General features: G+C 57.4%; 8 protein-coding genes. 6 read left to right on the top strand and 2 right to left on the bottom strand.

What is annotated here, in order from left to right:
* The first annotated feature begins 26 nt into the window (after window positions 1–26).
* The gene (locus tag Q7C33_RS11910; protein ID WP_407683440.1) at window positions 27–989 is read left to right on the top strand and encodes a DMT family transporter; all 963 of its coding nucleotides are present in this window, start codon (window positions 27–29) and stop codon (window positions 987–989) included.
* Window positions 990–1,121: 132 nt separating this feature from the next.
* Here Q7C33_RS11910 and Q7C33_RS11905 read toward each other — a convergent pair whose 3' ends face one another.
* Window positions 1,122–2,516: a class II fumarate hydratase gene (locus Q7C33_RS11905; RefSeq protein ID WP_030141034.1), complete on the bottom strand. Its 1,395-nt coding sequence runs from the start codon at window positions 2,514–2,516 to the stop codon at window positions 1,122–1,124.
* Between the two features lie 191 nt (window positions 2,517–2,707).
* On the opposite strand from Q7C33_RS11905, the gene Q7C33_RS11900 reads away from it, so the two are divergent.
* The 5 genes from Q7C33_RS11900 to Q7C33_RS11880 all read left to right on the top strand — a co-directional run bounded on the left by Q7C33_RS11900 (window position 2,708) and on the right by Q7C33_RS11880 (window position 7,202).
* Window positions 2,708–3,229, top strand: a complete 522-nt coding sequence (locus Q7C33_RS11900) for a DUF2059 domain-containing protein (RefSeq protein ID WP_030141033.1) — start codon at window positions 2,708–2,710, stop codon at window positions 3,227–3,229.
* A gap of 12 nt (window positions 3,230–3,241) precedes the next feature.
* Window positions 3,242–3,541, top strand: coding sequence for a BolA family protein (locus Q7C33_RS11895; protein ID WP_030141032.1), 300 nt, complete (start codon window positions 3,242–3,244; stop codon window positions 3,539–3,541).
* Window positions 3,542–3,805: 264 nt separating this feature from the next.
* A complete protein-coding gene (gene trhO, locus Q7C33_RS11890) occupies window positions 3,806–4,747 on the top strand; it encodes an oxygen-dependent tRNA uridine(34) hydroxylase TrhO (RefSeq protein WP_030141031.1) in 942 nt (313 codons plus the stop codon).
* A 36-nt stretch (window positions 4,748–4,783) separates the two neighbouring features.
* Window positions 4,784–5,386: a DsbA family protein gene (locus Q7C33_RS11885; protein WP_187293339.1), complete on the top strand. Its 603-nt coding sequence runs from the start codon at window positions 4,784–4,786 to the stop codon at window positions 5,384–5,386.
* Complete coding sequence (locus Q7C33_RS11880) at window positions 5,316–7,202, top strand: ABC transporter ATP-binding protein (protein ID WP_407683439.1); 1,887 nt, start codon at window positions 5,316–5,318, stop codon at window positions 7,200–7,202. Before Q7C33_RS11885 ends, Q7C33_RS11880 begins: the two co-directional genes overlap by 71 nt.
* A gap of 41 nt (window positions 7,203–7,243) precedes the next feature.
* Here Q7C33_RS11880 and Q7C33_RS11875 read toward each other — a convergent pair whose 3' ends face one another.
* Window positions 7,244–11,809 carry a hypothetical protein gene (locus Q7C33_RS11875; RefSeq protein ID WP_407683438.1) on the bottom strand — a complete coding sequence of 1,522 codons (4,566 nt, stop codon included), beginning with the start codon at window positions 11,807–11,809 and terminating at the stop codon, window positions 7,244–7,246.
* Between the last annotated feature and the right edge of the window lie 111 nt (window positions 11,810–11,920).

Here is an 11,920-nt window from a genome sequence, read left to right as displayed (position 1 = left end):
GTTCATGTCTTGGCTTCGAGGGTTGCATGCACATTTCGTCCGGTCGCTGGGTCTACGGGCTGTTCCTTGCCTTGTTGACTGCCCTGTTGTGGGGAATCCTGCCGATCAAGCTCAAGCAAGTGCTGCAGGTGATGGACCCGGTGACGGTGACCTGGTTTCGACTGATAGTGTCCGGCAGCCTGCTCTTCGTCTATCTGGCGGCCACCCGGCGCTTGCCCAGCCGCAAGGTGCTCGGGCCCCGGGGTGGTTGGCTGGTGGCGATGGCGGTGTTGGGGCTGGTGGGCAACTACGTGCTGTACCTGATGGGTTTGAACCGCTTGAGTCCCGGCACCGCGCAACTGGTGGTGCAGATGGGCCCGATCATGTTGCTGGTCGCCAGCCTGTTTGTGTTCAAGGAGCGTTTCAGCGTGGGGCAGGGCATCGGCTTGCTGGTGCTGCTGATCGGTTTCGCGCTGTTCTTCAATCAGCGCCTTACCGAGTTGCTGACCTCCCTGAGCGACTACACCGCGGGCGTCTTGCTGGTGCTGCTGGCCTCGACCGTCTGGACGTTCTACGCCCTCGGCCAGAAGCAACTGTTGACGGTATGGAATTCGTTGCAGGTGATGATGGTGATCTACCTGTTCTGTGCGCTATTGCTGACGCCTTGGGTCCATCCGCTGGAGGCGTTGCAACTGAGTCCCCTGCAAGGCTGGTTGTTGCTCGCTTGCTGCCTCAATACCTTGATTGCCTATGGCGCGTTTGCCGAGGCGCTGGCCCATTGGGAAGCTTCGCGGGTCAGCGCGACCCTGGCGATCACGCCGCTGGTGACCTTCGCCGCCGTGGCGATGGCGGCCTGGTGGTGGCCCGATTATGTTCATGCCGAACAGATCAACCTGCTGGGGTATGGCGGGGCGGTGCTGGTGGTGCTGGGATCGGCGCTGGTTGCATTGGGCCCATCGCTCATCGCCGGGCTCAGGGCCCGGCGGGAGCGTTTGGCTGTCAGCCGCTAGACCGCATCATCGTTCTTCGCGAGCAAGCCCGCTCCCACAGTGGATCAGTGATGATCGCAATATCGCATCCACCAAAAGATCCTGTGGGAGCGGGCTTGCTCGCGAAGGCGGCTTGCCTGCCTTGGATGAAACTCAGCCCTGCCCGCCAGCCTCCAGCATGTTTTCCGGCCGGACCCAGGCCTCGAACTCCTCATCGGTGAGGTACCCCAACTGCAACGCAGCCTCCCGTAGGGTCAGCCCTTCGCTGTAGGCCTTCTTGGCGATTTCCGCCGATTTGTCGTAGCCGATGTGCGGATTCAGCGCCGTCACCAGCATCAACCCACGTTCCAGATGCGCCGCCATCTGCTCGGCGTCCGGTTCGAGGCCGGCGATGCAGTGCTGCTGGAAGTTGCTGCAGCCATCGGCCAGCAGGCGGATCGATTGCAGCAGGTTGTGGATGATCACCGGCTTGAACACGTTCAATTGCAAGTGGCCCTGGCTGGCGGCAAAACCGATGGCCACGTCGTTGCCCAGTACCTGGCAAGCCAGCATCGACAAGGCCTCGCACTGGGTCGGGTTGACCTTGCCGGGCATGATGGAACTGCCCGGTTCGTTGGCCGGCAGTTTCACTTCGGCAAAACCGGCGCGGGGCCCGGAACCCAACAGGCGCAGGTCGTTGGCGATTTTCATCAGCGTCACGGCCAGGGTTTTCAACGCGCCAGACAACGTGGTCAGCGGCTCATGCCCAGCCAGGGCAGCGAATTTGTTCGGCGCGGTGACGAAGGGCAAGCCGGACAGCGCCGCCAATTCAGCGGCAATCGCTTCGCCAAAACCATGGGGCGAATTGAGCCCGGTGCCCACCGCCGTGCCGCCCTGGGCCAGCTCGCAGACCGCTGGCAAGGCTGCGCGAATCGCCCGTTCGGCGTAGTCGAGCTGGGCAATGAACGCAGACAGCTCCTGGCCGAAGGTGATCGGCGTGGCGTCCATCATGTGGGTGCGTCCGGTCTTGACCAGTTTCATGTGGCGCGCCGCCAGTTCCGCGAGGCCGCCGGACAATTCACTGATGGCCGGCAGCAACTGCTGGTAAACGGCCTGGGCGGCGGCGATGTGCATGGCGGTTGGGAAACAGTCGTTGGAGCTCTGGGACCGGTTGACGTGATCGTTGGGATGCACCGGGCTCTTGCCGCCGCGAGGATTGCCCGCCAGCTCATTGGCGCGCCCGGCAATCACCTCGTTGACGTTCATGTTGCTCTGGGTCCCGCTGCCGGTCTGCCAGACCACCAGGGGGAATTGGTCGTCATGCTGGCCGGCCAGCACTTCATCGGCGGCCTGTTCGATCAGGCGGGCGATGTCGGCGGGCAGGTCACCGTTGCGGTCATTGACCCGCGCGGCGGCCTTCTTGACCAGTGCCAGGGCGTGCAGCACCGACAGCGGCATGCGTTCGTTGCCGATGGCAAAGTTGATCATGGAGCGCTGTGTCTGGGCGCCCCAATAGGCCTCATCCGGGACTTCAACCTGGCCAAGGCTGTCGGTTTCGATACGGCTCATCGGGTCAAACTCCTGTAAGGCTGAATGCGCAGTTTAGGCCCTGGTGGGCGTTAGCGGTTCCCTCAATCTAGGAGCGTGCGGTTCGGTCCGTCAATCGGACCCGTCAAGGGTCGGGGTTGAGCCCCGGCGTTTTTTAGGCGCAGAATGGTCGCCCTTGGGGTTTTACCTCGCCTGTTAGATAAGGAAACTCGATGACCCGTCTTCGTGCCATCTGTACCGCAGTTGCTCTGGTGTGTGCCAGCGGCCCTGTCCTCGCCGATACCGCCAGCCACAACGCCAGTGCCGAAGCGTTCCTGACCCTGGCGCACGCCGACAAGCTGGGTACCCCGGTGTACATGCAAGTGCAGCAGATGTTTGCCCAGCGCTTCGAGCAGACCAAGGCTCCGGAATCGAAAAAAGCCACCCTCGAGACTTACCAGGCCAAGGCCAACGCCGCGCTGGACCAGGCCATCGGCTGGAACAAGCTCAAGCCGGACATGGTCAAGCTCTACACCAGCAACTTCAGCGAGTCGGAGCTCAAGGACCTGGTGTCCTTCTATCAGTCTCCCCTGGGCAAGAAAGTCCTGGAAAAAATGCCACAGCTGACCCAGCAGTCGGCGCAACTGACCCAGGCCAAGCTTGAAAGCGCCGTACCGGTGGTCAACAAGCTGCTGGCGGACATGACCGCCGAGCTCGAACCAAAAGCCGCCGCGCCGGCCAAGAAAAAGCCCTGAGCGGAGCCCCGCATGAGCATGCAACAACGCATTGAATCGACCCTCGGGCTCTTGCAGCCCGAGCACCTGCAAGTGCTGGACGAGAGCCATATGCACAGCCGTGGGCTGCAAACCCATTTCAAGGCGGTGGTGGTCAGCCGGCAGTTCGAAGGCCTCAATCGGGTCAAGCGTCACCAGAAGGTCTACGGCACGCTGGGCGAGCTGATGGGCGAATTCCACGCGCTGGCGCTGCACACCTACACGCCTGAAGAGTGGGCACAGACCGCCGCGGCCCCGGCTTCGCCGACCTGTGCGGGTGGTAGCAAGCACTGATTGCCAGTGGTGAGGTTGCTTGTTGTGGCGAGGGGATTTATCCCCGTTGGCCTGCGAAGCGGGCCCATCCGGAGGGAAGCCTGGCGCCTGCTTCGCAGCCGAGCGGGGATAAATCCCCTCGCCACAGGGCAATGTACCGGCCTTGCAATTGCAGTCCTGCAACCCATATGTTTTTGCTAGAATCCGCAACGCGCCGCTCACCCGGCGCGTTTTTTTTCGCATCCGGTTCACCCTTTGCGAGGGTAGCCACCTGGAGAAATACCCATGACACCACCCATTGTCGTGGCGGCACTGTATAAGTTCGTCACCCTGGAAGATTACGTCGAGCTGCGCGAGCCCCTGCTCAAGGCGATGCTCGACAACGGCATCAAAGGCACCCTGTTGATCGCCGAAGAAGGCATCAACGGCACCGTTTCCGGCACCCGCGAGGGGATCGACGGGTTGATGGCCTGGCTCAAGAACGATCCGCGCATGGACGACATCGACCACAAAGAGTCGTACTGCGACGAGCAGCCGTTCTACCGGACCAAGGTCAAGCTCAAGAAAGAGATCGTCACCCTCGGCGTGGAAGGGGTGGACCCGAACAAGCGGGTTGGCACCTATGTCGAGCCGCAGGACTGGAACGCGCTGATCAGCGATCCGGAAGTGTTGTTGATCGATACCCGCAATGACTACGAAGTGTCCATCGGCACTTTCGAGGGCGCCGTCGATCCCAAGACCGCCAGCTTTCGTGAATTCCCCGAGTACATCAAAGCCAACTTCGACCCGAGCCGGCACAAGAAGGTCGCGATGTTCTGCACCGGCGGCATTCGCTGTGAAAAGGCCTCGAGCTACATGCTCGGTGAAGGTTTCGAAGAGGTCTATCACCTCAAGGGCGGCATCCTGAAATACCTCGAAGAGGTGCCCCAGGAAGAAACCAAATGGCGCGGCGACTGCTTTGTATTCGATAACCGTGTGACTGTGCGCCACGACCTCAGCGAAGGCGACTACGATCAATGTCATGCGTGCCGCACGCCGGTAAGCGTTGAAGATCGCGCTTCGGAGCACTACGTGCCGGGCATCAGCTGCCCGCATTGCTGGGACAAGCTCAGCGAGAAGACCCGTCGCAGCGCCATCGACCGGCAAAAGCAGATCGAGCTGGCCAAGGCTCGCAACATGCCTCACCCGATCGGCTACAACTACAAGCAATCATCCTCCGAGGCTTAAGCCATGGCATCGCGCCTGCTGTATGTGATGGACCCGATGTGTTCCTGGTGCTGGGGCTTCGCTCCGGTGGCGCAGGCATTGGTCGAGCAGGCGCAGGCCGCAGGCGTGGAGTTGCACCTGGTGGTGGGCGGCTTGCGCACCGGCAGCGGCTCGGCCCTGGAGCCGACGACCCGGCGCTACATTCTTGAACATTGGCAGGCGGTCACCCAGGCCACCGGCCAGCCGTTCAACTTTGAAGGGGCATTACCCGACGGTTTTGTCTACGACACCGAGCCTGCTTGCCGGGCGTTGGTGACGGCTCGCAGCCTGGCGCCGGACCTGGCCTGGAAACTGGTGAAGCTGATCCAGCAGGCTTTTTACGTCGAAGGTCGCGACGTGACCCGCGCCAGCATCCTGGTTGAGCTGGCCGAACAGGCCGGGTTGCCGCGGATCGAGTTCGCGGCTGCATTCGACCGTGCCGACCAACACGCTGCCACCGCTGCGGATTTCACCTGGGTACAAGACCTTGGCATCGCCGGCTTCCCCACGCTGCTGGCCGAACGTGACGGGCAATTGGCCCTGCTGACCAATGGCTATCAGCCCCTGGAGCAGTTGGCGCCATTGCTCGGCCGCTGGCTGGAGCGGGCGACCTGTGCCTGATGACCTGCCCAACGTCAACGCGTCGGCCCCGTCGCCTATCGACCGGTTGAGCTGGGCAGAAATCCGTCGCTTGGCCCTCAAACATAAAAAAGCCTTGTGGATCGCCAACGGCGTGGCCGTGCTGGCCACCTTGTGCAGCGTGCCCATCCCGTTGCTGCTGCCGCTGTTGGTGGATGAGGTGCTGTTGGGCCACGGCGATGCGGCGTTGAAGATCATGAACCTCGCCTTGCCAACGGCTTGGCAGAGCGCGGCCGGTTATATAGGACTGATGCTGTTGGTCACCCTGACGCTGCGCTGCTGCGCCTTGGTGTTCAACGTGTTGCAAGCGCGCCTGTTCGCCAGCCTGGCCAAGGACATCGTCTATCGTATCCGTGTCCGGCTGATCGAACGCCTGAAGCGAATTTCATTGAAGGAATACGAAAGCCTGGGCAGCGGTACCGTGACCACGCACCTGGTCACCGACCTGGACACCCTCGACAAGTTTGTTGGCGAAACCCTTAGCCGCTTCCTGGTCGCCATGCTGACACTGGTGGGCACTGCCAGCATCCTGATGTGGATGCACTGGAAGCTGGCATTGCTGATCCTGTTGTTCAACCCGCTGGTGATCTACGCCACGGTGCAGTTGGGCAAACGGGTGAAGCACCTGAAGAAACTGGAAAACGACAGCACCTCGCGCTTCACCCAGGCCCTGACCGAGACGCTGGATGCGATACAGGAAGTGCGCGCCGGCAATCGCCAGGGTTTTTTCCTCGGGCGGCTGGGGATGCGCGCCAGGGAAGTGCGCGATTACGCGGTGAACTCGCAGTGGAAAACCGACGCCTCGAACCGTGCCAGCGGTCTTCTGTTCCAGTTCGGCATCGATATCTTTCGCGCCGCGGCCATGCTCACCGTGCTGTTTTCCGACCTGTCCATCGGCCAGATGTTGGCGGTGTTCAGTTACTTGTGGTTCATGATCGGTCCGGTCGAACAACTGCTGAACCTGCAGTATGCCTTTTACGCGGCGGGCGGAGCCTTGAACCGTATCAACGAACTGTTGGCCCGGGCCGATGAGCCGCAGTACAGCGGCGGCGTCGACCCGTTCACGGGGCGCGACACCGTAGGCATCGATATTCAAGGGCTCTCGTTCGGCTACGGTGAGGAGAGGGTTCTCAACCGACTGAACCTGTCCATTTCGCCGGGTGAGAAGGTCGCTATCGTGGGTGCCAGCGGTGGCGGTAAAAGCACATTGGTGCAATTGCTGTTGGGCCTCTACACACCCCAGGCCGGCAGCATCCGGTTTGGTGGCGCGACGCAGCAGGAAATCGGCCTCGACACCATCCGCGAAAACGTCGCGGTGGTGCTCCAGCACCCCGCGTTGTTCAACGACACGGTGCGGGCCAACCTCGCCATGGGCCGCGACTGCAGCGACGAGGCCTGCTGGCGGGCACTGGAAATTGCCCAGCTCGACGCCACGGTGCGAGCGCTTCCCGCAGGTTTGGAGAGCGTTGTCGGACGTTCCGGCGTCAGGCTTTCGGGCGGGCAGCGCCAACGCCTGGCGATCGCTCGCATGGTGTTGGCCGATCCACGGGTGGTGATCCTCGACGAAGCCACGTCCGCCCTGGACGCGGCCACCGAATACAACCTTCACCAGGCATTGGCGCGGTTCTTGAGTGGGCGGACGACGCTGATCATTGCCCACAGGTTATCCGCGGTGAAACAGGCGGACCGGGTGCTGGTGTTCGATGCCGGGCAAATTGCCGAGGATGGTGACCACCAGCAGCTGATCGCCGATGGTGGTTTGTATGCCAGGCTTTATGGGCATTTGCAGCGGCACTGATTGCCTGGGATGTGAGCCGGTTGAAGCGCGGGCTTCAGCTCTCAAGGTTGACGGCGCTCACCCCATGTAACGTTCAACGAAGCTGCTCCACGCGAGTGGCCGAATTCTTTCATGACGATCGCACAGGAATCGCACGGAGGCAGCGTCGTGGCAATGGTCATTGAACGGATATCTGCGTTATCAGGATATTTTTCACGGATGAAACCGACCAGCTTGCTTTCGCTATCAGCGGAGGTCACTTGACCCACTATGTCCGAACTACTCGAGTGTGGTATCGATAGCACCCTGTTATCTTGGCCGATTGAAAGGGAGGTGGGCACAATGGGGCCCGCAATATCATCCACGTTAAAGTAGTTGGTTCCATTGACTTCTACTTGTCTAGGGTTGGAATCGAACAAGGGCAAACGCCGAGTGAAATCTTTGACGCCGGAGACGCTGACATAGACTTCAGTTTTTCCTGAAGCAAGGACAAGGTGGGCGAATGCTATATTTTTTTTATACCTCGGAAGCATATTTTGGAACGCTGTCATGGCTTCGTTTATAGAGAGGGATTCTTTTTTGAAGAGTGCGCCGAAAACGGAAGTGGTCATGTTCGACACGTCCCATGGGACGGATGTGGAGGGTTTCCATAAGGCGGCGCCGTTGGGTAGTTCGACTACAATCATTCTCGTGCGATTATCAAATAGAAGTGCTTCGGCAGGGGAGGTGTCGACTTTTATCCATTTCATATTTTTTGGCGGGTCTTGGGTGACGCCGATAGGGATCGAGACCTCGTTCATGTTCTTCAGCGCTTGTTCAACTTTTTCTATACCGTGTACCCGTGCAGCGTTATTTGCATTGAGTGAGCCATCATAAATTCGTTTCAACTCCTCTGCGTACCCTCCCTTCAGCTCGGCCTTGTCCAGCCGCCGTAATTTAAGCGGTTGCTGGATGTCGCTGTCGATGGGGATCTTGATTGTGTAATAACTATCAGTATTTAAACGGGTGAAAATGTACTGGAATTGATTGTCTATTGAAGGGACGATGATTGCTCCAACGCGGTGTACATCATCAATGTGCTCTGCCGTGCCGGTGATCTTGATACCGCCATATATCCCGGTCTGGAATTCCATCGTCGTGCTCACGACGTTTCTGGGTACGGGAACTTTGCTTTCAAGGCCAATGTGGGTTGGATTTCCTTTGTAGGTGTTCAAGTGCCCATCCTTCAGTTCATATATTTTTCCTTCGAAATTTAACAGTGCGCGCTGGTTAGCCGTCGGTGTAGAGGGTTGAGCAACGACGTCGCCAAACCAGGGCGCCCAACCTTTTTGCGTATTGAAAGTACCGACGGGGCGCTCGGCAGGCTCGCCTTTCAGGACATAGCTGGTTTTGCAAAGCTCATCTGGGGAACGGCGAAGACGGCAAGACAGTTTCTGGAATTTTTTAGTGGCGTCCAAGGTATCGACCCTGCGCAGGGCGCCGTCTTCCAGCCGATAAGGAACGTCATCCAGATAGAAGGTCCGGCTACCGTCGACTTCCAGCAGTTCTTTCACGTGGGTATTGTCAGGAATCTTGAAGAGGCTATCGGTTTCGGTTCTGCCCAACAGGTCGTATCGGGAGGGACCAAACGACAATCCGGACCGTTCAGCCGTCAGGGCAGGTCCGTAGGGTTTGGTGGACAAAGGGTCGACCAAGCGAAAGTCGGATGTGCCTTGGGAGGCGATATTGCGCACTGGGACATCTTCAATTCCATAGACTGTGGCTATTTGATCTTTCGTTGACAACGGGCGCCATCGGCCCGGATCGGTCGCTTGAGGCACGCCTTGGGGAAAGTCGTATCGACCGGCTCTGCCAGTTAATCGCTTGAGACGGATAAACCCTTTTTTACTGAGCCTGAACAGGCTCACGCCACCAGCCTTGAGCAGCGAGGGAATACCATCAAGTGGATTCAAGGTGGAGTTGATGAGAACGCCTATTTTTTTTGCAAGTAAAGGCAGTTTTTTCGTGAAGGTAAGTTTGCCGCCCGCACTGATTATCTTCATGGAGCCGGACGCAAACTTTCCAAGGGGAAGTGCGAAGGCTGCGAGGTCTACGAATAAACCAAACAAACCTTCATTTACTTTTCTTCTATCACCTGATCTCAGATTTTCTATGCTTTCCCAAAACGGAACGAATGATTTTATTACGCTTACTACCTTATCAAAATTCGCCTGCTGGGTATCAAATTTGGTTTGGCCGTAACAGGCGCGGCGCAACGCTGTTTCATCAATAAAAAGCAAGCGGTCGGCAATGTGATTAGCGATCGACTGAATGGAGGTTGACTCCAAGGTGGTAGGGATGATGTTGGGAAGATCATTGTTCATTAATCTGCCCAATGTGCCGCCGATGTGGTCCATGATGGCTTGGCATTGCATATTTCTTTCGGGAACGGTTCCGTTGACGTGAGCATTCCAATCAAAAGGGAGCTGTTTATTTTTATCTTCGATCGTTAATGGGATGCCGATTTGGATTTGCTGGGCAGGGTTTATCTCAATTCGGGGTGCAATACCTGGATTGAAATGGTACGGCATGATATCCAATCGGGGGCGAATCACACCCGCTCGCGGTACAAGTTCGTAGTGTGTTACGTTGTCGCGGTAAGTCGCTTCCAAAATAAAACCACAGCGGGCTCGGGAGGCTAGTGTTTCGTCTTGTAATTGAAACACGCCACCTATGTCCCCAGTGGGTTGTCTAAGGCTGTATAGCCTGATGGTGCCGTATTCCAATGCCCGTCGATCAAGCAGAGGAAGCGATGCGAGTAAGTTAATTATTAACTGCTGGTAGGCGCTGCTAATCAGCTTGATATAATCCTTGAACTGGTTGTCGAATGTTTGCTCTATATTTTGTGGTTTTTTTCCTTTAAATTTGCGACCAAAAAGATTGGTGTTTAATATTCCCTCTTCAGATAGCGTTAACCATGCCGAAGAGGGCGGGTTGATGTACCATTTTGCTTTGCTCAACTCTCCAGATGCATACACATCAACGAGCGAATAAGAGGAGTGGACTCGCGGGCCGCTTCTAAATGTAGGAGTCCCGGTGGGGAAAGCGGAGGCCTCCCTCAGCAGTGTCCAGTCTAAGAAACGGGTATGCCCAAATAGCTTTGTCAGCTCAAGGGTTGCCATCTTCAGTCTGTCGGGCGGCTGTTTGTCGAGATCGACGATAGCGCTATTTAACTGGGCGATAGTCTCGTCGAGTTTTTGCATTGCTTCTTCGATAGCCTGCGGCGAGTGGCCTCCATCGGTGCGTTCGGGAAGGAAGCCATTGGTGACCGCCCAATCCGTAGCAGGTTGGAGTCTTGTGAGTGAGACCAGATTAAGATCTTCGGCGTTGCCCTCAGCCATATATTCGGTGGGTAGGTTAATCAGTTGTTGGACGCTTAGTCGTTGCAGCAGCATCGGATCAATCGCATTTGCGAGATGTACGCCATGAACAAAGTTGACCCAGATGGTCGAGCTCCGGTAGGGCAGTTCCGAGGGAATGTCAGGGATCTGGAAGTCCAGGGGAAACGATGAGCGATACAAACAGGCCAGCAGGATGGATTCATTCACCGATGAAGCGTGTTTCGAAGCAACCAGGTGCGACTCGAACGCCAGCGAAATCGCTTCGTAGCTCTTGCCCCAATTGGAGTGCACCTGCCATTGATAACCGGCGATAGCATCATCTGGTTCGTTTTTGCCCGCTAATAACCAAAGATCAATGGCTTTGACCAGCAATTTGATTCGCACGTTTGGAGCACTGTCTTCGCCGTGACGACCGCCGTACCAGTTCAAGGCTCGCAACAGAGCTTCCGTCAACACCTCGGACTCTTCTGACAGCAGGATTTTTTCGAGATAAAACGATGGCTTTGCTCGTAGGTCCTGAATCGTCAGGCTGGCTATGTCTATCGGACTCAGGTGGGCCAGTAATGATGTACGAAGGTGGGGAAGGCGTTCACGCATCGTCTCCATAATCACATCGTCGACGGATCTGTTCTCAACGGCGGAGCCGTGACCCAGTTCGTCGAGACGGACTGCGTCTCCCAGTCCCAACACGTGACGGGCACGCTTTTCTTCGAGTGCCTGAATCACGTCTTCGCGTTGTTTTTCATCAAGCGGATCCCAGAGGGGTACGCCGTAATACCAGGCCATTCTTGCGAATGTAACCTCGCTGCTTTGGCGAATTTGGCCCCCCAGTTTTCGAGCGGCTTTTTCAATATTGGGAAGCCATAAGTCCCACACCGGATTTTTGCCCAGTGGAATTGCGACGGTGACCTGGCTGTCTCTCGCAAGTGTTTCATAGACGGCTTTTCCATCTATCAAGGTGACGGTCAAGGGATAGTATGGCGCGCCCACCCTTGTGCACTGTGTCCGATAATCTTCATGTTGCGCCAGTGCCTGAAGCGAACGCTGTCCGGCTTCATCCTCCAAGTACATCGGAGAGCAACGCTTGGGTTTCACCAAGGTGTTTGCAAGTACTTCGGGTTGCGTGTTCCGGAGCAGTGAGAGCAAAGAGTCATAGTCCCCCAGTAGGCCTTGATGTTTTTCATCAGGCGACGGGACTGGACTCAGTGACGGGTCAATTAGAGGGTTGGGGGTTTGTAGTAATGACATGTCCATTTTTTCTCGGTAGTAGATACGGCTCTCAGGCGGCGTTGTCATTCGCCATGCGGGGAGGTTCGTATCAAAACACCTCAGAAAAAATCGTCGTGGTATATATGTATA

Origin of the sequence: Pseudomonas sp. BP11-1-1 (assembly GCF_052112105.1) — a bacterium.
Lineage (GTDB): Bacteria > Pseudomonadota > Gammaproteobacteria > Pseudomonadales > Pseudomonadaceae > Aquipseudomonas > Aquipseudomonas alvandae.
The sequence above is the reverse complement of the archived record's forward strand: the minus strand, read 5'-3'. Positions and strand labels throughout refer to the sequence as shown.

Bases quoted from the DNA above. Each gene is read 5' to 3' on its own strand.
- Q7C33_RS11910 (WP_407683440.1), top strand. From the start codon at position 27: ATGCACATTTCGTCCGGTCGCTGGGTCTACGGGCTGTTCCTTGCCTTG.
- Q7C33_RS11905 (WP_030141034.1), bottom strand. From the start codon at position 2,516: ATGAGCCGTATCGAAACCGACAGCCTTGGCCAGGTTGAAGTCCCGGAT.
- Q7C33_RS11900 (WP_030141033.1), top strand. From the start codon at position 2,708: ATGACCCGTCTTCGTGCCATCTGTACCGCAGTTGCTCTGGTGTGTGCC.
- Q7C33_RS11895 (WP_030141032.1), top strand. From the start codon at position 3,242: ATGAGCATGCAACAACGCATTGAATCGACCCTCGGGCTCTTGCAGCCC.
- trhO (WP_030141031.1), top strand. From the start codon at position 3,806: ATGACACCACCCATTGTCGTGGCGGCACTGTATAAGTTCGTCACCCTG.
- Q7C33_RS11885 (WP_187293339.1), top strand. From the start codon at position 4,784: ATGTGTTCCTGGTGCTGGGGCTTCGCTCCGGTGGCGCAGGCATTGGTC.
- Q7C33_RS11880 (WP_407683439.1), top strand. From the start codon at position 5,316: ATGGCTATCAGCCCCTGGAGCAGTTGGCGCCATTGCTCGGCCGCTGGC.
- Q7C33_RS11875 (WP_407683438.1), bottom strand. From the start codon at position 11,809: ATGTCATTACTACAAACCCCCAACCCTCTAATTGACCCGTCACTGAGT.